Origin of the sequence: Microbispora sitophila, from assembly GCF_014892245.1 — a bacterium.
In the GTDB taxonomy this organism is placed as follows: Bacteria; Actinomycetota; Actinomycetes; order Streptosporangiales; family Streptosporangiaceae; genus Microbispora; species Microbispora siamensis.
In genome coordinates this window covers 157,480-180,785 of record NZ_JADBGC010000005.1, presented here as the reverse complement: position 1 = coordinate 180,785, position 23,306 = coordinate 157,480, and the positions used below count along the sequence as shown (strand labels likewise).

Genomic DNA, 23,306 nt, shown 5'->3' with positions numbered 1-23,306 from the left:
CTGCCCCCTACTCGGCCCCCTCGTTCTCCTCGTTCCCCTGGGCCGCGAGGGTCCGGTACGCGGGCCGCAGCAGGTCGAGCAGCGGGATGTGCCTGGCCTTGACCTGCGGCGGGTCCAGCGCGCGCAGCAGCAGGTCGGGAGGCGACCCGGGGTCGGCCGGCGGGCCGAGGCGGGCCGGTGAGGCGCCGGACTCGTAGAAGTCGCCGACCCGATCGGCGAACGGGACGTCGGCCACGTCGAGAAGCCCGGGTATCCCGCCGCCAGGCCCACCCTGAACGTCGCCGCCGTGGCCGCCTTCGCCGGTGGCGCGGAGGGCGTCGAGCAGCGCGTCCCTGGCCATGCCCCGCCAGGCCAGCACCAGGAACGGGTCGTCGTCGAACGCCTCGGCCAGCAGGTAGAGCACGGCCGACAGATGCTTGCACGGGAAGCCCCAGTCGGGACAGGAGCAGGCCATGTCCAGGCCGCGCTCGCCGGGAAACAGCGGCAGCCCGCACCCGGAGAAGACGTCCTCGATCTCCGGCGGCATCTCCCCGGCGAGCAGCTTGGCCCGGTGGAGTGCCTGCGCGGCCAGCGCCTCGACCAGCCCCGCCCACTCCCGCGCGCCGTACGCCGTGATCCGCACGCTCACGTCGTACGGCGTCGGGCGCGAGCCCTGCACCCGGGCCTTCACCAGGCCGGGACCGAGGTCGAGGTCGAGCACCTGGCCCCGTCGCGCGTACGCGCGCCCCCGGCTCAGCCTGCCCGCGTCGCAGACACGCTCCAGGATGTCGATGAAGCGCCGCGACCACCACCGCTCGCCGATGGACCCCCGCTTCGAGCGCGCCTTGATGCCGCCCTCGACCCTGATGGGCCGCGCGGCCTCGAACCAGCCGTCCCGCCCGACCGGCATTCAGCTCACCGCCTCGGGGGACAGGCGGAACAGCTCGCGCAGCTCCGCGGTGGACAGCCCGGCGATCCAGTCCTCGCCCGTCCCGACGACGCTCTCGGCCAGGGCCTTCTTGCGCTCGATCATCTCGTCGATCCGCTCCTCCAGCGTCCCCGCGCAGATGAACTTCCTGACCTGCACGTTGCGGGTCTGCCCGATGCGGAAGGCCCGGTCGGTGGCCTGGTTCTCCACGGCCGGGTTCCACCACCGGTCCACGTGCACGACGTGGCTGGCGGCGGTGAGGTTGAGCCCGGTGCCGGCGGCCTTGAGCGACAACAGGAAGATCATCGGTTCGTCCTCGGTCTGGAACCGCTCCACCAGCGCGTCACGCGTCTTCTTCGGCAGCCCGCCGTGCAGCCACAGCACCGGGCGGTCGAGACGCGCCGCCAGGTAGGGCTGCAGCATCGAGCCGAACTCGGCGTACTGCGTGAAGACCAGCGCCTTGTCGCCCTCGCTGAGGATCTCCTCGGCCAGCTCCTCCAGCCGGGCCAGCTTCCCCGACCGGCCGGTCAGCCGGGAGCCGTCCTTGAGCAGGTGGGCGGGATGGTTGCAGACCTGCTTGAGCCTGGTCATCGCCGCGAGGACGTTCCCGCGCCGCTCAATGCCCTCGCTTCCGGCGATCCTGTCCATCATGTCCTCGACCACCGCCTGGTAGAGGCTCGCCTGCTCAGGGGTGAGCGTGCACCAGACCTTCATCTCCATCTTGTCCGGGAGGTCTGAGATGATCGTCTTGTCGGTCTTGAGGCGCCGGAGCACGAACGGGCCCGTGGCCCGCTTGAGCGCGGCGGTCGCCGTCTCGTCACCCCGCCGTTCGATCGGCTCCTGGTAGCGGTCGCGGAAGGCCCTCGCCGATCCGAGCAGGCCGGGGTTGCAGAACTCCATGATCGACCACAGCTCGGCCAGATGGTTCTCGACCGGTGTGCCGGTCAGCGCCAGCCTCGTCCGCGCCGGCAGCGAGCGCACCGCCTGGGCCTGCCGGGCGGCGGCGTTCTTGATGGCCTGGGCCTCGTCGCACACGACCCTGGCCCAGGTGAACCCGGCCAGGGCGTCGCGGTCGCGCAACGCCGTGCCGTACGTCGTGAGGACGAGGTCGGCCCCACCGATCCGCTCGGCCAGTTCCTCGCCGCGCAGGCGGCCCGTGCCGTGATGGAGGTAGACGTCCAGCGAGGGCGCGAAGCGGGCGGCCTCCTTCTGCCAGTTGCTGAGCAGCGACATCGGGCACACCAGCAGCGTCGCCCCGGCCCGCTCGCCCGACTCGCGCTCTTTCATTAGGAGTGAAAGCGTCTGGGCGGTTTTGCCCAAGCCCATGTCGTCCGCGAGGATGCCGCCGAGTCCGATCTGGGACATGAAGCTGAGCCAGGCAAGGCCCCGCTCCTGGTAGGGCCGCAGCGTGCCGTGGAAGGCGGCCGGGGTCGCGACGGGTTCGAGACGGCGGTCGGCCTCGCCGGACAGCAGGTCGCCGAGCAGGCCGTCGGCGTCCACCTCCACGAGCGGAAGCTCGTCGTCCCCGCCGTGGACCACCTCCTGGATGACCTCGCCGATCGTCATCTGTCCCGAACCGCGGCGCTCCACCGCCTTCAGCGCGGCCCCGAGCTGCCGGGCGTCCAGCTCGACCCACTGCCCGCGCAGCCGGACCAGCGGCACCTTGAGCCGGGCCAGCTCGGCCAGCTCCGCCTCGCTGATCGTCTCGTCGCCGACGGCCAGCTCGGCCCGGAAGTCCACGAGCTGCGCCAGCCCGAACCCCTGGTCGGCGGCGGCGCCCGGCCCGGAGCGGGACCGTGCGGTGAGCTTCAGGCCGAGCCGGGCGCGGCCCGCCCACGCGGGCAGCTGCACACCGAACCCGGCCGACTGGAGGAGGGGCGCGGCGTGCCGGAGAAAGTGGAAGGCCCCCTCCACGTCGAGACCGACGTGCGCCGGCCGGGCCTCCCGGAGCGCCTCGTCGATCCTCGGGTAGAGACGGGCCGCCCGGCCCAGGCCGGCGAGCAGCGTCTCGTCCGGCCGCCCGGGCAGGCCGGGCACGGTCTCGCCCGCCCAGACGAGGGGAGCGGGCACGTAGAGGCTCGGGTCCTCGGCAGACTGGAGGGCGAACTCGACCCGCCAGCCCGCCGCGCCCGCTCCGGCCGCGGCGTCCCTGTGCGATGCGGTATCCGCAGCGGCCGTGGTGCCCGCCTGGGTCCTGATGTCTGCCCGGGCTAGCGGCTCCGCCTGGGCCGCGGCGTCGTCTGCCGCCCCCGGGCTCGCGGTCGCCTCGTGGCCCGGCTGCTCCTCGGCCAGGAGGGGCTCGACGAGGCGGAAGCACACCTTGACCGGGCCGTCGAGCTGGTGGGCCGCCCTGAACCAGTCCTCCAGCGGCCGGGCCAGCGCCTCCGCCTCCTCCCGGCGCGCGCCGGGAAGGGCCGCCGTGTCCCCGGTGAGCGCCACCGTCCACCGGTCGGCCAGGGGGCTGCGCGACCCGGGACGGTGCCCGCCGAGCAGGCGCTCCGGCAGCGCCTGCCGTACGGCGGCGTCGGCGAGACCCGCAAGCGCCTCGATCAGCACATGGGCGGACGGCCGCTCCTCGCCCACGGCACGGCAGACCGGCGGCATGGCGGCGGCGAGTTCGCGGACGCGGTCGGCGTGCGCGCCGGTCAACACCGGCCGCCAGCGTGCCGCGTAGCCGCCGTCCTCCGCGACGAGCTGGGGCAGCACCCGGCCGCGCCGCACCAGGTCGCGGGCGTGGGCGGCGACGATCGCGAGATAGCGCAGGGACGGCCCGGCGGCGGGCGGCGGCTCGAACGCCCCCGTCAGCAGCCGCAGCGCGGGCCCCGGCTCGACCAGCAGCGCGGGCACCCGCCACGGACTGATCCTCGGGCGCCGCGCGGTGATTCGCAGACCGGTCTCCGGCGAGGGAAGGGGACTCGTCGCCGAACTCGGCAGCAGCAGCACCGCCTCGCCGGACACGGCCTTGCCTGCCGCCTCGGCCGCGGCGTCCCCCCAGCGCGACAGCTCGGCGGCGAGGGTGGTCGCGGGGGCGGCGAAGGGGTGGGGGCGCACCTCGGCGCGGGAGGCCACCGGCTCCGCGCCGGCCGTCTCCTCCGCCCAGAGCACGAGTTTCCCGCCGTTCCAGGCGGCGTGGATCACGAGCACGCCGTCTCCTTCGCCCGGAGTGCGAGCCGCCCGCTGTCGCAGGCCACGTGTATCACGAGCACGCCGTCTCCTCCCGCCATCCGGAACGCTAGCAGCGGAAACGGGGCTCCCGATCCGCTCCCGCCGCGCCTGTGGACAACGCTCCGCCCTCGCATGGCCGGAGCGGAACCGCATCAGGCGCCGCGGCCCCGCTCGGGCATGGTGGTGTAGCCCGTGAATCCGACCACGTTGCCCCAGGAAGCGGCGACCTCGACGGTCCAGCCGCGCGGAAAGGCATGCCGAGCTGTGGTTCGGCGCGGGCGAGCGCCGAAGCCCGGCCGAGGCTGTTTAGCCGCGCTAAACGTGTCTTGAGACATTGGGCGTTGTCGGGCCGGAGCGGTAGCTGCCAGCGTGTCGGGGGGCGCGCAGGAGATGCTGCTCGTCCATCGAATGCGGCCTGCTCAGCTGCCCGTCGCGCGGCGGTCGATCGTCGGCCTGGCCGCACCCCTTCCTGCTCTGGAGGAGTCCCGACATGCCCCTACGTGAACAGGTGACCTTCGCCGGTGATGCGGCGAAGCTCGCCGGTCACCTCTTTCTGCCCGATGCCGCGGGCACTGACGACGCCGCCCCGGTGGCGGGTGTCGTGGTCGCCGGAACCTGGACCAGCGTCAAGGAACAGATGGCCGACCGGTACGCCGAGCGACTGGCCCGGCCGCCATCCCGGACGGCGCCCGCCGCTTCCACGACAACCTCGCAGGGCCCAGGCACTTCCTGTGGACCGAGGGCACTCAGTTCGACTTCTACGACCAGTCACCCCAGGTCGACTTCGCCGTGGACGCGGCGGCCGAGCACTTCGCCCGCACGCTGTGAACACCTCGCACCCACACCTACTTCGTCGCCCCGACAGGAGTCCCTTCGCCATGTCCGAGTCCTTCGAGGCCGCCGCGCCGTCCCCGGCCGAGACCAGGATCGAGGTCGCGGAAACCTGCACCCGGATGGCCGTTCACGCGGACCGCCGGGAATGGGGGTCCCTGCGCAGGTTGTTCGCCGACGATGTGCTCCTCGACTACACCAGCCTCAACGGCGGCGAACCGGTCCGGCTCACTCCTCAGGAGATCGTCGATGCCTGGTCGGCGACGCTCGGCGGCTATGACGCCACCCAGCACCTGATCGCCAACCACCTGGTCGAAGTCGAAGGGGACCGTGCCGTGTGCACCGCCTCCTTCCAGGCCACCCACCGCCTCACCACCCCCCATGGGGCTCCGCTGTGGACACTCGGCGGCGACTACCGCTGGGAATCGGCACGGACCGGCGGTCGATGGCTGATCAACTCCGTGGTGATGACGGCGACGTGGGGTGACGGCAACAAGGACCTGCCGGCACAGGCAGCCCGCTGCCCACGCCTCACGTCGGGCGGCGGGGCCCGCGCCGTCCGGGTCCCCTCACTTCACCGCGCCAGGGTGCTCCCGCTGCCAGCCGACATGTCAGCGGTCGCCCCTGACCTCCGATCTCGGTTGCACATCTACACGAACGTCTCAGGAGTGCCTTGGTGAAACCCCTGCTCAAGTCCTCCCCGGCCGCCGGCGCCGAGGCCACCGCGGGCGCCGCGCCGGAGGCGGCGCGCGGCGGATCCCCTGTGGTCCTGGGAGCCGCTCTGCTGGGCTTCTTCCTCATCTCGTTGGACGCGCTCATCGTCACTGTCGCGCTGCCCGACATCGGCCGCGGCCTCGGCGGCGGGATGTCGGGCCTGCAGTGGGTGGTGGACGGATACACGCTGATATTCGCCGCCCTGATGCTCTCCGCAGGCGCCCTCTCCGACCGCATCGGGGCCCGACAGGCGTACGGCGGCGGGCTGGTGCTCTTCGCGCTGACCTCGGCCGCGTGCGGGCTCGCGCCCAACCTCGGCGTGCTGGTAGCGGCGCGGCTGGTGCAGGGGGGCGCGGCGGCCGTGATGATGCCGGCGTCGCTGGCGCTGGTCCGGCAGGGCTTCCCGGACCAGGCGAAGCGGGCGAGGGCGATCGCCATCTGGACCGTGGGCGGCGCGGCCGCGGTGGCGGCCGGGCCGGTGCTCGGCGGAGCACTCACTGCCTCCGTGGGCTGGCGGTGGATCTTCTTCGTCAACCTCCCCGCAGGTCTGCTGGCGCTCGCCCTGCTCTCGCGCGTGCCGGCCTCCCCGCGGCTGCCCGCCCGACTGGACGTGGCCGGGCAGGTGACGGCGGTGGTCGCGATGGGCGCGCTGACCTACGGCGTGATCGAGGGCGGCGACAAGGGCTTCGGCCGGCCGCTCGTGGTGGTGTCGCTGCTGGTGGCCGTGGCCGCGGCAGTCGCCTTCCTCATCGCGCAGGCCAGGAACGCGCACCCGATGCTCCCGCTGCCGCTGTTCCGCTCGCGGGTGGTGGCGGTGTCCATGGTGGTCGGCTTCATGCTCAATGCCGCCTACTACGGCGGGGTGTTCGTCTTCAGCCTGTACTTGCAGCAGGAGCGCGGGCAGACGGCTCTGCACGCGGGCCTGATGTTCATACCGATGACGGCACTGGTCGCCCTGGTGAACCTCGCCTCGGCGAAGCTGGCCGGGCGGTTCGGCCCGCGAGTGCCCATGGTGGCGGGACAGCTGATCGGGGTGGCCGGGCTGGTGGCGCTGCTCACCGTCGGCGCGCACACCAACGTGTGGGCGGTGGCGGCGCTGATGGTGCCGGTCGGCCTCGGCGGGGCGCTGACGGTGCCGGCGCTGACCGCGATGCTCCTCGACGCGGTGCCCGCGGACCGGGCGGGCACCGCCTCCGCCGTGCTCAACACCGGCCGCCAGGTCGGCGGAGCGATCGCGGTGGCAGTCTTCGGGGCGCTGCTGGCGGGGGCGGACACGTTCCTCGCCGGAATGCGATGGAGCATGCTGCTCGCGGCGGCCGGGCTCGTCCTGACGGCGGGCACGACACTGACCCTGCCGCGGGGCGGGCACGGGGACACCGAGGCGTAAGACATGCCGCTGGCCGGCCCTCCCCGTTCCGGCGGCGCCCGTGCCGGATGAGGCGGCCCTGGGGGGTGCGGCAGGGGAAGAAGGCGTCGCGCCAGGCGCGGGACACCCCGGCAGCCGTGATCAGCGGCAGGACCGAAAGGTCCTCCGGCGACACCGTTTCCTGTGTCGCCAAGGGGTGGTCGGCGGGCACGACGAGGGCGCGGGGTTCGGAGAACAGGACGGGGCCCACGGTGATGGCCGGATCTTCGACGGGAGGCTCGGCGACCAGAAGGTCGATGTCCCCACTCTGCAACGCCGCGATGGCCTGGTCGTACGTCACTTCCTGCAGCTCGACGGTGAATCGGGGATGGCGCTGGTTGAACGCCTCCGACGCCCGCACGATGAGGGCACCGGACCATGAGGCGGTGAATCCGACGCGCAGCACACCGCCAAGGCCCCGAAAGGCCGCCGAGGCCGCGTCTGACCGTCTTCGGCAGGATGCCGCGCTTGCGGGACACCTTCGACAGTTCCGGCGAAGTCGGAGGCGAACATCCGCGCCGTCTCGCTCGCCACGCCGTGATGATGCGCCGCATGATCGCGCGGCATTCCCTTCCGGAGGAGGCGTCCCCCCGAGCGTCACTCGGTGGGCGGGATCCGTACGGCGGTGTAGCGGCGCAGATCGTCGCCGTCGAGCGGAGTTCCGGGGAGGGGCGATCCCCGGTCGGCGCGCAGGCCGTCCAGCATGATCTCCACCACGCGCGCCATGGCCGGCTCGCCGGGCAGGGCCGGTGGCGTGTAGACGTTCAGGGTCATCAGGACGGCGATGTCGCCGGGGCCGACGTCGGCGCGCAGCGCGCCGTCCGCCTGCGCCCGTTCGATCATCCGCAGGACGGTGGCGATCACCCGCTGCCGCATCTCGTGGAGGTCGGGGCCGACGCGCATCCGCTGATGCAGGTGCGGTTCGAGCTTCGCCGGCAGCACGCCCAGCCGCAGGGCGACCGAGCCGCGCAGGAAACGGCACAGCGCGTGCCAGGCGTCCGGTTCCTCGCGCCAGGCCGTCTCCGCCAGGTCCACCAGGCGGCGCAGGCTCTCCTCGCCGACCGCCCGGAGCAGCGCGTCCCGGTCCGGGAAGCGGCGGTAGAGCGTGCCGACGCCCACGCCGGCCCGGCGGGCGACCTCCTCCAGCGGCACGTCGACGCCCTGCTCCAGGAACAGCTCCTGGGCCGCGGCGACGATCAGGTCCCGGTTGCGGCGCGCGTCGGCGCGCAGCCCCTTCTCCACTGCCACCTCTCTTCGAGCGGGATCTGGACGATTTTCCTCCGGTTAGGATACCGTCGTTTATGCGGAGGAAAATCTTCCGGTTAGGGGGTACGTCATGAGCACAGTGTTGATCTCGGGGGCCGGGATCGCGGGGCCGACGCTGGCCTACTGGCTGGCCGGGCACGGATTCCGGGTCACGGTCGTGGAACGCGGGGGGAAGCCCCGGTCCAGCGGCAACCCGGTGGACGTCAGAGGGCCGGCCGTCACGGTCGCGGAACGGATGGGCGTCATGCCCCGGCTGCGCCGGGCCGCCACCGGCACGACCGGGGTCAGCTTCGTCGACGCGGCGGGCAGACAGGCCGGCCGGATGGACATGCGCGCGGTGCAGCGGCCGGACGAGGTCGAGGTGCCGCGCGGCGACCTCGCGTCGATCCTCTACGAGGCGAGCCGCGACCACGCCGAGTTCCTCTTCGACGACTCCGTCACGGCGCTCGGCCAGGACGAGCACGGGGTGGACGTCACCTTCGAACGCGCCGCCCCTCGCCGCTTCGATCTGGTGATCGGGGCCGACGGCCTGCACTCGGTGACGCGGCGCCTCACGTTCGGCCAGGAGACGGGGACGCCGCAGAGCGGGCTCGTGCGCCACATGGGGCTGTACGTCGCGACGATGCCGCTCGGCGACGGAGCGGCCGGGGCCGGCCGGGACATCCTCATGCACAACACGCCCGGCAAGGCGATCGCCGTCAATCCCAGGCCCGCGGTCGCGTTCTTCCTCTACCGGAGCCCCGAGGAGCCCGGCTTCGACCACCGCGACACCGAGCAGCACAAGCGGATGCTGACCGACGCCTTCGCGGACGTGTCCTGGCGGGCGCCGGAACTTCTCGAACGCGTACGCGCCGCCGACGACCTCTACTTCGACTCCGTCAGCCAGGTGCGCCTGCCCCGCTGGTGGAAGGGCCGCGTCGCGCTCCTCGGCGACGCCGCCTCCTGCGTGTCGCTGTTCGGGGACGGCTCCACCCTGGCCATGGCGGGGGCGTTCACCCTCGCCGAGGCACTGGCCGCCCACTCCGGCGACCCCGGGGCGGCCTTCCGCGCGTACGAGGCCGCGCACCGGCGCCTGGTGGACCCCAAGCAGCGCAACGTCGCGCAGGCGTCGGCCCTCCTGGTCCCCGCGACGCGAGGCGGCATCCTCGCCCGGAACCTGGCCACCCGCCTGTGGCCGGCCATGGCCGCCGCCACACGCCTCAGGCACGCCCTCGCGTCCTGAGGGCGGGTGAGGGCGGCGGCCGCCACCGGGCAGAACCCGCGCGTCGTCCCGTCAGAGGCCGGACGTCCGCCAGGTGGCGCCGGCGGCGGTGACGGCGAAGGCCTCGTAGCCGTCCAGTTCCTCCACCCACTCCCGGGCGGCACCGCCCATGGCGAAGGCGCCGGTGGCGTACGCGTCGGCCAGGGCGAGGTCCGGCCCGACGACCGTCACCGAGGCCAGCGCGGTCGCGGGCCTGCCGGTGTGAGGGTCGACGACGTGCGCCCCGCGCTCCGCGGTGCCCGAGGTGGCGACGGCGAGGTCGTTGCCCGACACCACGGCGGCCAGGTCTCCCGGGCGGAGCGGGTGGGCGACGCCGACCCGCCAGGAACGGCCGGGGCCCGCCGAGCCGGACAGCCGCACGTCCCCGCCGCCGTTCACGCAGTGGTCCGGCACGCCCGCCTCGCGCAGCATGGCGGAGGCCCGTTCGACCGCCCATCCCTTGACGATGGCCGAAGGGTCGAGCCGGCCCCCGGGGTAGGCGGTGAAGTATCCGTGCGACCGGTCGCTCACCGATTCGCACATGCGGAGGATGTCGGCCACCTCAGGCGGGCAGTCGGCCAGGGTGATCTCGCCCCGGCCCAGCCGGCTGACCGGGCTGTCCGGCTTGTAGGTCGAGAAGACCTCGTCGACGTGGTGCAGCCAGGCCACCGCCTCCGCGACACACGGCTCGGCGTCGGCGTGGCGTCCGTCGGAGCGGCGTACGTCGAAGGAGAAGACGGTGCCCATCACGTGCTCGACGTGGCGGGTCAAAGGCCGGCCTTGTCGAGCGCGCTCTGCAGGGAGCGGATGTACCCGTCGCTGGTGTAGGTGGCGCCGGAGACCGTGTCGATCTGGGCGGACTGCGCCGACAGCGCCTCCTCGTTCAGGATCGGCAGCGCCTCGTTGTTGATCTCGAGGTCGCGGCGGTTGTTCGCGGGAGCCACCGGCACCTTGATCCCGGCCAGCTTCCCGCCGGAGATCACGATCTGCACCTGCACAGGTCCCCAGCGGGTGTCGGCGGAGTCGCCGGTGACGGTCTTCTCGCCGCTGGTGGCGCCCGCGGTGGCGCCCTGCCCGGTCCACGCCGACCCGGAACCCGAGGAACCCGAGGAGTCCGGGGAGCCCTCGCCGAAGCGGTCCCCGTTCCCGCCGCCGAACTCGTCGTGGCCGTGGCCGAAGAATCCGTCGCCCGGGCCCTGCCCGGCTCCCTCCTCACCGGGGACGCGGTCGCCGTCGCCGGAGTCCCCGCCCTGGGTGACGGCGGCCGGACGCTCGGCCAGCGAGGTCACCTCGTGCGGTTTGAAGGACAGCAGCAGCACGAGACCGACGGCGGTCGCGAGCACGGCCAGAATGGCTCTGCGCATGGAACTCCCATCCAGGGTGATCAGAACTCGAACGATTCGTGGTGGATGCGGCGCTTCGGCATCCCGGCGGCCCGCAGGGCGGCGGTGACGGCGCTCGTCATCTCGGCCGGCCCGCACACGTACGCCTCGTGGCCGGGCAGGCCGGGCACCAGCCCGACGAGCGTCGCGGGCGTGAACGGGTCGCCGATCACGGCCCGGGGGCCGACGCAGTAGTGCAGGGTCGCGCCGCGCGCCGTGGCGATCTCCTCGAGCTCGGCGCGGAACACCAGGTCCCGTTCGTCGCGCGCGCGGTAGAGGAGGGTCAGGTCGCCGGGGGCGGCCGGCACCGACTCGAACAGCGCGCGCAGCGGCGTGATGCCGACGCCGCCCGCGACCAGCAGCACCTTGCGCGCCCGGCGCCCGCTCGCGGTGAACGCGCCGTACGGCCCCTCGGCGAGCACCCGGGTGCCGGGCCGCAGGCCGGCGAGAGAGCGGCTCTGGTCGCCCAGGTCCTTCACCGTGATCCGCATCTCGCTCGCGCCGGGCGGGGCGGACAGCGAGTACGGGTTGGGGGACCACCACAGGTCCCTGGTCAGGAACCGCCAGCGGAAGAACTGGCCGGGCTCGGCCCGCAACCGGTCCAGGCGCCGCCCGGTGACGTACACGGAGACGACCCCCGGAGCCTCCGGCACCACCCGGGAGACCCTCAGGCGGTGCCGTACGGCCAGCCGTACGGGCGTGAGGAAGCGATACCACACGATCAGCGCCGCGACACCCCAGTAGAGGGCGTACCAGGACGTGCGGGCGACCGGGGCCACGGCGAACTCCGCGCCCGTGGCGAGCTGGTGCCCGAAGGCCAGCCACGCCGCCAGGTAGGTGTAGAAGTGCAGGTGGAACCACGTCTCGTAGCGCAGCTTCGGGCGGATCTTCCGGGCGGAGACGACACCGACGCCCACCAGGAGCAGCAGTGCGACGGTGGCCTTCAGCACGTCGGGATAGGTGAGGTTCAGCGTCACCGTCTCGCTCACCACGTCGGTGCGGTCGGTCAGCGCGTAGCCCCAGATGATCAGCAGCATGTGCGCCACCGCCAGGCCCACGACGTAGCGGCCGCCCATCGAGTGCCACCGGGCGAGCCGGTCGGAGCCGACGCCGCGTTCCAGCGCGGGCACCCGGGCCATCAGCGCCAGCAGCACGGCGATCGCGTATCCGGCGAGCAGCCCGGTGATGCGCCCCGCGTTCGTCAGCCAGTCGTCGAAGCCCCCGACGCCGGGCGTGTTCGCCCACCACATGCCGATGACCGCGACCACGCCCGCGGCGATGAGCGCCAGGACGGCCTCGGGGCGGGCGCGCACGCTCCGTCGTTGCGGACGAGCGTGCCCGGTCGTCACCGCTGTCCCCGGGAATGTCGTGGTCACGGATGTCTCCTCGTCGTCATCACGCGACCCACCGTGCCAACCGAACCTCTTGTTTTCCTATGAACCGGGGCATCTGCGGACCATTCATAGGATTCTCTGAGGCGGCTCACAGGGTGTGCCCGGTGAGCGGGGAGGACCCTGTAACCATCATGCGTAAGACTTCGAACGACCAGCCCGGACTGGTCCGCCCCGACGGAAACCCCGTACGCGTCCTCGTGGTCGACGACGAACCGGACCTCGTCGAGGTCCTCGGCGCGGTGCTGAAGTACGAGGGATGGGAGGTGCGTACGGCGGGCGACGGGACGTCGGCCGTGCAGGAGGCACGGGAGTTCCAGCCCGACGCGGTGCTGCTGGACGTGATGCTGCCCGACTTCGACGGGCTGGAGGTGCTGCGCCGTCTGCGTGCCGAGGCCCCGGACGTGTGCGTGCTGTTCCTGACCGCGCGCGACGCGGTGGAGGACCGCATCGCGGGCATCACGGCGGGCGGGGACGACTACGTGACCAAACCGTTCAGCCTGGAGGAGGTGCTCGCCCGGCTGCGCGGGCTGCTGCGCCGCGCCGGCATGGCGCGCACCGCCGAGGGCGACCGGCTGGTGGTGGGCGACCTGGTGATGGACGAGGACGCCCGCGAGGTGACCCGGGACGGTGAGCTGGTCGAGCTCACGCCGACCGAGTTCGAGTTGCTGCGCTTCCTCATGCGCAACCCCCGCCGGGTGCTGAGCAAGGCGCAGATCCTCGACCGCGTCTGGTCGTACGACTTCGGCGGGCAGGCGCACGTGGTCGAGCTGTACATCAGCTACCTGCGCAAGAAGATCGACGCCGGCCGCAGGCCGCTGATCCACACGGTGCGGGGCGTGGGATACGTCCTGCGGCCGTGACCGGGCCACCGTGACAGGCCGGCCGCTCCGGCGCCGCCTCCTACGCCTGGCGCCGACGACGCTGCGGGCCCGCCTGGTGGTGGGCACGCTGGTGCTGCTCGTGCTCGCCTGTGCCGCGGCCGGAGCGGCCTCGTCCCTCCTGCTCGAACGGTTCATGGTCGAACGTCTGGACCAGCAGCTGTCCGTGACGGCCGGGCGGTTCGCGGCGAGCCTGGTCCACGAGGAGCACGAGCACGGGTATCCGCGCAATCCGTACGGCGAGCGCGGGGACTCGCGCGGGCAGGCGACCGGCACGCTGGGCGCGTTCGTCCGGGACGGAGAGGTGGGCGCCGCGGTGGTGGGGCGGGCCGACCCGGTCCTGTCGGCGGCGGACCAGAAGGCGTTGTCGGCCGTCCCGCCCGACGGGCTCGGGCACACGGTGGAGCTGTCCTCCGGCGGCCTCGGCGACTACCGGGTGATGGGCCTCCGCGATCCCGACGGGGATCTTCTCGTCACCGGCCTGCCGCTGGACGACGTGCGCACCACCGTGCAGCGCCTGCAGATCGCCGAGATCGGGGTGTTCGCCGTCGTCGTGCTCGTGACCGGGATCGCCGGGGCCGTCTGGGTGAGGCTGTCGCTGCGCCCGCTGGACCGGGTCGCGGCCACGGCCCGGCGCGTGGCCCGCCTGCCGCTCGCCGACGGCGAGGTGGCGCTGCCGGAGGGGGTGCCCGACGAGGACCCCCGCACCGAGATCGGCCAGGTGGGGGAGGCGTTCAACCGCATGCTCGGCCACGTGGGTCGGGCCCTTGTCCACCGTCACGCCAGCGAGCAGCGGATGCGCACCTTCGCCGCCGACGCCAGCCATGAACTGCGCACCCCGCTCGCCACCGTCCGCGCCCACGTCCAGCTCGCCCGGCGCGACGAGGAGGCCGTCCCCGGCGCCGTACGGCACGCCCTGGAACGCATCGACGCCGAGTCGGCCCGCATGGGCACGCTCGTGGACGACCTGCTGCTGCTGACCCGGCTCGACGCCGGCCGCCCGCTGGCGCGCGAGGAGGTCGACCTGACCCGCCTGGCCATCGACGCCACCGGCGACGCCCGCGCCTACGGGCCCGACCACCGCTGGAGGCTCGACCTGCCCGAGGAGCCGGTCACCGTGCCGGGGGACCCCGACCGGCTCCATCAGGTGGTGGCCAACCTGCTGGGCAACGCCCGCGCGCACACCCCGCCCGGCACCACGGTGACCGTGGCCTTGCGCGTGCCCGGCCCGGACAAGGCGGAGCTGACCGTGACCGACGACGGCCCCGGCATCCCCGAGGACCTGCAGGGCGAGATCTTCGAGCGGTTCGTCCGCGCCGACAGGGCCCGCACCCGGGCCTCGGGCGGCAGCGGCCTGGGGCTCGCGATCGTCAAGGCGGTGGTGGCCGCGCACGGCGGCACCGTCGACGTCGAGAGCCGTCCCGGCCGTACGGCGTTCCGCGTCGTGCTGCCCGCCGGCCCTGTGGCGTGGGACAAGGCGCTTCTCGATTGATCCTGACCGGTGGTGATCGGTTCCGGTAATGTCACGTCCGATACGGGAGGGGACATGGCGGGGTTACGGGCGCTTCGTGCCGACGATCCGCGGCAGGTGGGCCTCTACCGGCTGGTCGGCCTGCTCGGCGAGGGCGGCCAGGGGACCGTGTACCAGGGCCTGGCCCCGGGCGGCGAGCCGGTGGCGGTGAAACTGCTGCACGCGCGGTTCGCCGGGGACGACCGGGCGCGGGCGCGGTTCGCGGCCGAGCTCGACCACGCGCGCAGGGTGGCGGTGTTCTGCACGGCGCGGGTGCTGGACGCCGACGTGGCAGGGGATCGTCCCTACATCGTGTCGGAGTTCGTGGCGGGGCCGTCGCTGGGCGAGGTGATCGCTTCGGGCGGGCCCGTGACGGGCGGCGCGCTGGAGCGGCTGGCGATCGCGACGGTGACCGCGCTGGCGGCGATCCACGAGGCCGGTGTGGTGCACCGGGATTTCAAGCCGGGCAACGTGATCATGGGCCCTGACGGGCCCCGGGTGATCGACTTCGGGATCGCGCGGGCGCTTGACGCCACTGGCACCATGTCCAGCGCGGTCGTGGGCACCCCCGCCTACATGGCCCCGGAGCAGATCGCCGGGCAGGCGGTCGGACCCGCCGCCGACGTCTTCGCCTGGGCCTGCACGATCGCCCACGCCGCCACCGGGACCACTCCCTTCGGGCAGGACTCCATCCCCGCGGTCATGAACCGCATCCTGCACGCCGACCCCGACCTCGGGCCTTCGGCCGGCGCCCTGACCGGGCCGCTGCGGGAGATCCTCACCGCCTGCCTGGCCAAGGACCCCGCCCGCCGCCCCACCGCCCGGCAGATCCTGCTGAGCCTCCTCGGCGCCGGCCACCCCGCCGACACCCTGCTCGCGGAAGGCGCCCGCGCAGCCGCCCATCCCGCCGCTCGCCCCGGTCCCGGCGCCGCTCCGCCGCCGTACGACGGGTCGCGGCCCTCCGACGCCCCGCCGCGCACGCTGCCGCTGTCCTCCGCGCCCCCGGCCGCCGCCGGCGCACGGCCCGCGTCCCGGGTGCTCGACGCCCCGCCGCTGATCGTCGCGGCGGTGCCGGCGCTGGGCGGGTTCATGGTGCTTCTGGACGGCACCATGATGGGGACGGCCGTGCCCACACTCTCCATGGAATTCGGCGCGTCGTACGCGGACGCGCAGTGGGCGATCACCGCCTACCTGCTGGCCGCGACGGTGGCCATCCCAGTGACGGGGCGGCTGGCCCAGCGGTTCGGGGCGGCGGCGGTGTGGATCACCGCACTCGTCCTGTCGCTGGTCGGCTCGGCCCTGTGCGGGCTGGCCTGGTCGTTCGGCGCCCTCGTCGCCTTCCGCGTGTTTCAGGGACTCGGCGCCGGGATGGTCTTCCCGCTGACCCGCATCCTCGTCCTCGAGGTCGCCGGCCGCGAGCGGCGCGGCCGGGCGGTGGCCCTGATGGCGGTAGCCGTACAGGCGGCGCCCATCGCCGGGCCGGTCGTCGCGGGAGCGGTCGTCGACGTGTTGTCGTGGCGGTGGATCTTCTTCCTCACCATCCCCCTGCTGCTGCTGACGAGCATTCTGTCGGCCGTGCTCCTTCCCTTCGCCCCCGACCGGGCGGCGCTCGCGGGGTGGGCGGCCCGATCCGCCGGGCCCCGGGTGGTGGACCCGCGCCTGTTCCGCGACCGTGCGTTCGCCGCCTCGGCCTCCGCGTCGCTGCTCCACCACGTCGCGCTCTTCGCCGCGGTGTTCCTGGTGCCGCTGTACCTCCAGACCGTCGGCGGCCTGTCGCCGCTGCAGGCCGGGTGGTTGTTCGCCGCGCAGGGGGTGGGCACGATCGTCGCGGTGCTCCCGGCCGGGCGGCTCGCCGACGTCTCGCGCACCTCGCGCCTGCCGGTTCTCGTCGGCCTCGCCCTGGTCGCGGCGGGCACGCTTCCTCTCGCGCTCGCCCCGGCGGTCGTGAACTCGGCGCCGCTGCTGGTCGCGGCATTGTTCGTCCGCGGCGTCGGGCTCGCGTTCGTCGGCACGCCTCTGATGACGGGCCTCTACCACTCACTGCCCGAGACGCGGGTTCCGGCGGCGTCGACGGCCGACGCGATGGGTGCGCAGGCCGGCGGCGCGGCGGGGACGGCGCTGATCGCGGTGGTGCTGGGGTGGTCCACCGTCCCCGGCGTCGCGAACCTGGGCTCGGGATTCCCCACGGCGTTCTGGGTGATTCTGGCGGTCGTCGCGGTCACCGTGGTCCCCGCCCTGTTCCTGCCCGCGGGCAAGCAGCGCCGGACGGGCTCCTGACCTCGACCCCATTCGAGAGGGTGCTGTCGAGGGGGTGCTGTGAAACAAATGTTGCATATGAGGAATACTTAGTCGTTGGGGGGGCAGGGGGGTCTTTCTGAGCGGAGGTCCCTCCGCGACAAGAGAGGTGTGCAATGACCGCGACTGCTACCGAGCGCCGCACTGCTGACGGGCTTACCCACCCATGGCCGGATGACCGCTACGAGGTCAGGTGCGACAGGGAGAGCCCGTTCACCGGTAGCCGTGACCGTTACCACTACGCGAAGAACGCCGTGGAGTCGGCGAAGGCGCTGGAGAGAGCGGGACTCGCCCGCCGCGTTGTGGTCGTCAGGCTGGCGGACGAGACCGTCATCTACGACCGTGTCGGCGACGTGAACCTGCCTCCGGAGGCCTGGTGATCCGGTAAGTCACGGCGTGACATGTACGGTCGCGTCCAGTTCGTATAACGGAAGACGACGATCCCCCGGGAGTGTGTCCCGGGGGATCGTCCGTGTCTGGTCGCGCCTGTCGCGGTCCCGCCGGTCAGACGGGCGTGCCGGTCAGACGGGCGTGCAGGTCACGTCGGGGGCCTTGCCGCCGCCCAGGCGGGCGGTGAAGCCGAAGACGGTCGAGCCGCCGATCGGCAGGTCGCCGTTGTAGCTCTCGTTGCCGAACGCGTACATGCCCACGACGCCGATCACCGGGAGAGGCACGGCCCCCCACACCTGCGTGATGACGCTGCCGTCGGTGAAGCGCCACGACACACGCCAGCCCTTGATCGCGGACGACCCGGTGTTGGTCACGGTGACCTGCCCGAGCACGGCGGCGTCCCGGGTGCCGGGCCATACGCTGGTGATCGTGTAGCTCGCTTCGCAGCCGATCGAGTCCGCGGCCGCCGGGGCGGCCGTGAGTCCCGCGGCCGCCAGGACCAGGGCTGCCGTGGCGATCGTCCGTCTGATCATCGATCTCACCCTTTCTCGGCACTGACGTGGATGCCCGCCTTCCCCAGAGAGGGGTCCGTCTGGGGAAGGCGGGCGACTCGGGCGAGCCCGGGAGCGCGGGCTACGCGGGGGTGCAGGTGACGGTGGAGGGAGCGGTGCCCGAGCCGGTGCCGGTGAAGCCGAAGCTCGTGGTGGCGCCGGGGCTCAGGCTGCCGTTCCAGGACAGGTTCTTCACCGTGACGTTCGACCCGCTCTGGCTGACGGTGCCGCTCCACAGCTGGGAGACGGTCTGGCCGTTCGGGAACGACCAGGCCACCGTCCAGCCGGAGACGGCAGAGGTGCCGGAGTTGCGTACGGTGACGTCCGCCTGGAAGCCGCCCTGCCACGAGTTGGTGACCTTGTACGTGGCGGTGCAGGCCTTGCCGTACACCGTCGGGCTGGGCGACGGAGACGGCGACAACGGCGGGTCACACGGGCTGCCGCTGTTCGCCGGCGGGCACGTCGGCGTCGGCGACGGGGACGGCGAGACGGAGGGGCTGGCCGAGGGAGACGGGGACGGCGAGACCGAGGGGCTGGGCGACGGGGACGGCTCGGTCCCGGGCGCGTTGCCCCAGATCTTGGTCGATCCCGAGTACAGCGTCATGTTCTGCACCGTCACCGGCGTGGACGGCGTGGTGGACACCCCGGTGTACGACCAGTCGTTCGACGGGTCCCACGAACCGGAGCTGGCGATGCGGAACTGCACCTCACGCCGCGACTCCGACTGCCCCTGCGGCGCGATGACCTGGCCGGAGCAGTCGATCGTGACGTAGTAGACCTTGCCGGAGAACTGCGTCGGGCCGGTCGGCGGCTTGCACTGGTTGTAGTTGGCCGTCAGCGTGATCTGGCTCGGCGTGGTGTCGCCGTCGAGGGTGAAGTAGTAGCGGAACGAACCGTCGGTCAGCGCACGGGCGGGCCAGGCCGAGTGGTTGTAGACCAGCGTCTTGATCTCGGTGAAGTTCTGGCCGGTGGCGTTGAGCGCCGCCTGAAGGTAGATCTCCGGGCCGTCGGGGGTCTCCGCGACCGGGAAGTTCGCCAGCGGCGTACCGCCGTACTCCTTGTACAGCCGCACCAGCGCGCTGGTGAAGCCGGCGTTGTAGTCGGTGGCGACCTCGTTCATCGTGTAGTCGGCACGGCTGTCGGTGTAGGCGTCGTCGGCTGACTTGGGGCCGCCGACCAGCGCGCCGTACAGGATGTGCCGGCTCTGCTCCGGCTCGCCGTTCAGGTTGTTGGTCCAGGTGCCGTGCGCGGTCCTATGGTGGGGGTTGCGCGGCGGGTTGGTCCCGAAACCGATCTCGTACGACGACTTGCGCGGGTTGTCGCCGAGCGCGTAGTTGATCTGCCGCACGGCGAAGTCGTGGTAGCGGGCCTTGCGGGTGGCGTCGGTCAGCCCGTCGCTGTAGTAGAGCGCGACGAACGCGGTGTTGGCGGCATAGCGGAGCGAGCCCCACGAGTCGAGCACGGCCTGGCCGCCGGGGGAGTAGTTCACCCTCTGCCCGTTCACGCCGACCGTCCACCAGTCGAGCCACCGGTTCGCGTCGTCGGCGTACTGCTGCTTTCCGGTCAGCCTGGCCAGCAGCGCGTAGGAGCCGTACGACTTGTCGTCCCAGGCGATCGTCCACTTGTACGACTTGGTGGTCGACTGCGGCTCGGTGCCGAGGTTGGCGTAGTACGACTCGGCCTTGGCGAGGTAGGAGGAGTCCTGGGTGGCGCGGTAGAGCCAGATGGCGCCCCACACCAGCTCGTCGTTGTAGCCGCTCCAGGACTTGTAGAAGTTGGCCGCGTCGGTGATGCAGTCGCTGTACTTGCCCCGCACGGTGTCGGCGAACGTGTACAGCTGCTTGGCGTGGGTGAGGAGCTTGTCGGCGTACGACGGGTCGGTGGGCCGGAAGACGATCGAGGAGGCCGCCATCGCGGCCGCCGTCTCACCGGCCAGGTCGGATCCGCCGCACGAGGAGTCGATCTTGTACGAGGGTCTGCTCATCGGCAGCACCTCGGCCGCCCCCCACCAGGCGTGGTCGGCGTTGCCGCTGCCGACCTGGCCGTACAGGACGTTGGGGGAGGGGTGCGCCTTGACGAAGTAGTCGTTGACGAAGCGCAGGCTGTTGAGCAGGTAGGTGAGCTGCCCGGACGAGGCGTAGGCGTCCCGGTAGTCCACCGCGCCCCACGCGAGCATCGTCGCGCTGAACGCCATCGGCAGGCCGAACTTGACGTGGTCGCCGGCGTCGTACCAGCCGCCGGTCAGGTCCACGCCCACGTCCTTGCCGTCGTTGAGCGCCGAGTCGCCGCGCCAGGTGACGCGGTTGGTGGACGGCAGCTTGCCGGACTGCTGGGCCTCGTAGAAGAAGAGCGACTTCTGCAACGCCTCGCCGTAGTTGAACGCCGGGGCCGCGGAAGCCGTGGTGGGGACCGCCGCAGGGACGACCGCGGTGGAGATGATCAGCGCCGCCAGTGCCGGGAACGTACGCCGCATGGAGATGTGCCTCACATAGGTGGGGGGTCGGGGGCGCGGCGGCGGGGCAGGCGCCGCCCCGCCCCGGCTTAATCGGGCGTGTGCCCCGGGGCCCAGTCCATGGGGGGCGGGGAAGGGTCAGGCGACACCGCACCCCGGCTTACGGGGCGTGCTCAGCCGTTGGGGAAGAGCAGGCCGTACTGTCCGAGCGCGGTGGCCACGTCGGTCTGCGCCCAGAAGCGGTGATAGCGGAAGACCGGCGCCGATCCGCCGTTCAGGTACGACTGGACCTTCGGCCAGTCCGGGTCGTTCTTGTACCAGGACCGGATGGAGATGAAGGTCGAGTTGCTGTTGATCGGGTCGCCGTTCGGCATCTTGCCGCTCCAGCCGGAGGGCACGTAGATCGGGTCGTCGAGGCGGTTGTAGTCGGCCTTGGTCTCGTTGACCGACACGCCCTTGGCGTCCTGGTTGTTCTTCCAGATGCCGTCGAGCAGCGCCTTGGCCGTGCTCTTGGCCTGGGCGTTGCCCGACTTGGCCGCGTAGAACATCAGCGTCTTGGCGTACGAACCGGCCACGCCGATGTCGTCGGTGTAGTCCTGGATGGTCACGTGCAGACCGGTGTTGGCCGGCGGCATCCCCGAGCCGCTGAAGCTGGCGTCCGGCTGGCCGGTCCACCGCAGCGTCGACGGGATCTGGAATGTGCCGTTGGAGTTGATCGTGGTGCCGGACAGCGCCCAGGCGACCCACTTGTCGAGGATGCTCTTGGCATCGGCGTTGCCCGTGGCGTAGTAGTACTCCGCCACGCGCTCCATCGACCAGGCCTGGAAGCCGAACCACTGGTTGGACGGCGGGTCGTGGTAGACCGGCTGCCAGTCGTAGGCCATGCCGAAGAACTTCGGCAGGCTCGACGGCGGGGCGGCGTAGTGGCCCTCCCAGCTGTTGGTCGCGCCACCGGCGATGCCGCCCTCGGCCGACTGCAGCCACTTGTAGAACTGCAGCTGGCGGGTGAGGCTGGTCGACCAGTCGGTGACCGCGGTCGAGCCCTTGGGCTTCAGCGCGCTGACGTTCGACAGCGCCCAGGCCGCCATCGGGTTCTGGTAGCCCGAGTGGTTGTGGCTGGAGCCGATGCGCCAGGCCCAGCCGGCCGACGTGTCGGTCGCGCCGCCCCAGGCGTAGTACCAGGACAGCAGGTAGTTCGACGCGTTCTTGCCGGTGCCCGCCGGGCAGGAGGTGCTGGTGCAGTTCGGCTGCTTGAAGTACTTGTCGTACATCGCGTAGCGCAGGTAGTCGCCCATCTTCGCGGCGTTGGCCACCGCGGTGGAGATCTGCGACTGCTTGCCCTGCTCGGTCGCCCAGGTCAGCGCCCAGTAGGCGGCCTGGACGGCGCGGGCGTCGGCGTCCGGCGCGTTGGTGTACTTCCACTGCTTGGCGTAGCTGCTGTCGCCGGTGAACAGGTCGAGGTACCCGTTCGGGCCGCCGAACTTGAAGGTGTCGCACGACGGCTGCGGGATGGTCTCGAAGACCGACTCCTCGGGCCCGCGCTGGTAGGTGTTGATGTACGCCGGCTTGGTGGTGCCGTCGCCGCAGCGCCCGTAGCCGTAGACGTTGTCGACGTCCAGCAGCCAGTGCATGCCGTAGATGTCGGAGGTGCCGTAGGCGGACTTCAGCTCGCCCGCGATCGGGTCGCTGCCGACGCTGACGCTGTTGTCGAGCCTCGACGGGTACTGGCTGATGTCGTTCCACTCACCCGCGTACGTCGCCGGCTTGCTGGCGTCGTACTTGTCGTTGGTGGGCTGGTCGGCGTGCGACGGGATGATGTACTTCTCCATCGTCGTCCACGCGGTGTTGAACTTCGACCAGTCACCGGTGATCTTGCCGTACATCGCCTCCAGCCACAGGTAGTAGCTGAACGCCTCGGACGTCGTCTCGTGGCCCTGGTCGGGAGCCTCCACGAGCAGCGTCTCGACCGAGTGGTACGGCACGCCCTGGGGCGAGAAGTACCCGTTGGCCGGGTCGTGGATCTTGTTGTACATCGTCATGAAGTTGTTGATGTACTGGTTGTTCCCCGGCGAGGGGCTCGTCGACGGCGACGCGGAGGGCGACGCCGAAGGCGAGGCGGAGGGGGACGCCGACGGGGAGGCCGACGGCGACGCGGATGGCGACGCGGACGGGCTGACCGAGGGGCTTGGGGACGGGCTGACGGTCGCCCCACAGGTCACGCCGTTGATGGAGAACGAGGCGGGCTTGTTGTTGCTGCCCGACCACGTTCCCTGGAACCCGATGTTGGTCGTGGCGCCGGTGCCGAGGTTCCCGTTCCACGACATGTTCGTGGCCGTGACGGTGGCGCCGCTCTGGCTCCAGTTCGCCGACCAGCCGTTCGACAGCTTCTGCCCGTTGGGGAAGTCGAACTTGAGGGTCCAGTTGCTGATTGAGTCGCCCAGGTTCTTGATGTCCAGGCTGGCCGTGAAACCGCCCGATCCGGAACCCCAGGAGTTAAGCGCGTACTGGACGTCGCAGGCCACGGCGGCGGACGCGGGGGTCTGCGCCAGCCCGACGAGGAGGCCGCCGGACACGGCGGTGGCCGCCAGCAGGGCGAGGCGTCTCCGCGATCGTGGGAGCGCTCCCGTACTCAGAGCTCTCGTTCGCATTTGTGGAGGGTCTCCAAAGTGGGTTGGGGTGGGAGCATCGGGTGAAGAAATGCCAGGTAGCGGATTTCGTGGCCGATGCGGGCAAGGGTGGATCTGAATCGATACGATGGGAGCGCTCCCACCTCAGGATTGTGGATTGGGCCCCCGGTATGTCAATGACGGGTTGCCGGCGCCTCACGCGGCGGCCCCCTCGGGCGGTGAGCCGGGGCCCCTTACTGGCCTTTTGCCCGCCTCTGGCGGATGTGGCGCTAATTCATAACTGAAACTTTCATCTGTAA

16 protein-coding genes and 1 pseudogene are annotated in these 23,306 nt (G+C 72.0%); 7 read left to right on the top strand and 10 right to left on the bottom strand.

The features are described 5' to 3' along the window. Positions 1–7 precede the first annotated feature (7 nt). Together IL992_RS11010 and IL992_RS11005 are read right to left on the bottom strand one after the other, a co-directional pair. Entirely contained in the window at positions 8–889 is an 882-nt protein-coding gene (locus tag IL992_RS11010; protein WP_193203227.1) for an SWIM zinc finger family protein, read from the bottom strand. Next, complete coding sequence (locus IL992_RS11005) at positions 890–4,051, bottom strand: DEAD/DEAH box helicase (protein ID WP_319018478.1); 3,162 nt, start codon at positions 4,049–4,051, stop codon at positions 890–892. It abuts the gene before it with no gap. A gap of 899 nt (positions 4,052–4,950) precedes the next feature. Here IL992_RS11005 and IL992_RS11000 point away from each other — a divergent pair. Together IL992_RS11000 and IL992_RS10995 are read left to right on the top strand one after the other, a co-directional pair. Beyond that, complete coding sequence (locus IL992_RS11000; RefSeq protein WP_193203225.1) at positions 4,951–5,583, top strand: nuclear transport factor 2 family protein; 633 nt, start codon at positions 4,951–4,953, stop codon at positions 5,581–5,583. Then, complete coding sequence (locus IL992_RS10995) at positions 5,580–7,004, top strand: MFS transporter (RefSeq protein ID WP_319018477.1); 1,425 nt, start codon at positions 5,580–5,582, stop codon at positions 7,002–7,004. Before IL992_RS11000 ends, IL992_RS10995 begins: the two co-directional genes overlap by 4 nt. A 91-nt stretch (positions 7,005–7,095) precedes the next feature. Here IL992_RS10995 and IL992_RS48905 read toward each other — a convergent pair. Both IL992_RS48905 and IL992_RS10985 read right to left on the bottom strand, forming a co-directional pair. Then, a pseudogene (locus tag IL992_RS48905) lies at positions 7,096–7,428 on the bottom strand (substrate-binding domain-containing protein); the annotation flags it as partial. Between the two features lie 191 nt (positions 7,429–7,619). After that, positions 7,620–8,270 carry a TetR/AcrR family transcriptional regulator gene (locus tag IL992_RS10985; RefSeq protein ID WP_193203224.1) on the bottom strand — a complete coding sequence of 217 codons (651 nt, stop codon included), beginning with the start codon at positions 8,268–8,270 and terminating at the stop codon, positions 7,620–7,622. Positions 8,271–8,358: 88 nt separating this feature from the next. Here IL992_RS10985 and IL992_RS10980 point away from each other — a divergent pair, with 88 nt between their 5' ends. Further along, entirely contained in the window at positions 8,359–9,510 is a 1,152-nt protein-coding gene (locus IL992_RS10980) for an FAD-dependent monooxygenase (protein ID WP_193203223.1), read from the top strand. Positions 9,511–9,561: 51 nt separating this feature from the next. Here IL992_RS10980 and IL992_RS10975 read toward each other — a convergent pair whose 3' ends face one another. From IL992_RS10975 to IL992_RS10965, 3 genes are read right to left on the bottom strand one after another with little or no spacing between them, the layout of a single operon-like run. Then, positions 9,562–10,299, bottom strand: coding sequence for an FAD:protein FMN transferase (locus IL992_RS10975; protein WP_226872706.1), 738 nt, complete (start codon positions 10,297–10,299; stop codon positions 9,562–9,564). Next, entirely contained in the window at positions 10,296–10,892 is a 597-nt protein-coding gene (locus IL992_RS10970) for an FMN-binding protein (RefSeq protein WP_193203222.1), read from the bottom strand. The genes IL992_RS10975 and IL992_RS10970 overlap by 4 nt, the downstream gene beginning before the upstream one ends. Positions 10,893–10,912: 20 nt before the next feature. Continuing rightward, positions 10,913–12,286 (bottom strand): ferredoxin reductase family protein, encoded by a 1,374-nt coding sequence (locus IL992_RS10965; protein ID WP_319018476.1) that lies wholly within the window; start codon positions 12,284–12,286, stop codon positions 10,913–10,915. 149 nt (positions 12,287–12,435) lie between these two features. Between IL992_RS10965 and IL992_RS10960 the strand changes: the two genes are divergently transcribed. From IL992_RS10960 to IL992_RS10945, 4 genes are all read left to right on the top strand, one after another. Beyond that, positions 12,436–13,164 (top strand): response regulator transcription factor, encoded by a 729-nt coding sequence (locus tag IL992_RS10960; protein WP_193203221.1) that lies wholly within the window; start codon positions 12,436–12,438, stop codon positions 13,162–13,164. Positions 13,165–13,174: 10 nt separating this feature from the next. Beyond that, entirely contained in the window at positions 13,175–14,674 is a 1,500-nt protein-coding gene (locus IL992_RS10955; RefSeq protein ID WP_193203220.1) for a sensor histidine kinase, read from the top strand. A gap of 54 nt (positions 14,675–14,728) precedes the next feature. After that, on the top strand, positions 14,729–16,969 hold the full coding sequence (locus IL992_RS10950) for a bifunctional serine/threonine protein kinase/MFS transporter (protein WP_193203219.1): 2,241 nt from the start codon (positions 14,729–14,731) through the stop codon (positions 16,967–16,969). A gap of 134 nt (positions 16,970–17,103) precedes the next feature. Then, the gene (locus IL992_RS10945) at positions 17,104–17,367 is read left to right on the top strand and encodes a hypothetical protein (RefSeq protein ID WP_079317574.1); all 264 of its coding nucleotides are present in this window, start codon (positions 17,104–17,106) and stop codon (positions 17,365–17,367) included. Between the two features lie 141 nt (positions 17,368–17,508). On the opposite strand, the gene IL992_RS10940 is transcribed toward IL992_RS10945, so the two are convergent. The 3 genes from IL992_RS10940 to IL992_RS10930 all read right to left on the bottom strand — a co-directional run bounded on the left by IL992_RS10940 (position 17,509) and on the right by IL992_RS10930 (position 23,028). Continuing rightward, positions 17,509–17,910 carry a cellulose binding domain-containing protein gene (locus tag IL992_RS10940; RefSeq protein WP_193203218.1) on the bottom strand — a complete coding sequence of 134 codons (402 nt, stop codon included), beginning with the start codon at positions 17,908–17,910 and terminating at the stop codon, positions 17,509–17,511. Positions 17,911–18,010: 100 nt separating this feature from the next. Next, positions 18,011–20,401 carry a glycoside hydrolase family 9 protein gene (locus IL992_RS10935; RefSeq protein ID WP_193203217.1) on the bottom strand — a complete coding sequence of 797 codons (2,391 nt, stop codon included), beginning with the start codon at positions 20,399–20,401 and terminating at the stop codon, positions 18,011–18,013. Positions 20,402–20,553: 152 nt separating this feature from the next. Continuing rightward, on the bottom strand, positions 20,554–23,028 hold the full coding sequence (locus IL992_RS10930) for a glycoside hydrolase family 48 protein (RefSeq protein WP_193203216.1): 2,475 nt from the start codon (positions 23,026–23,028) through the stop codon (positions 20,554–20,556). Between the last annotated feature and the right edge of the window lie 278 nt (positions 23,029–23,306).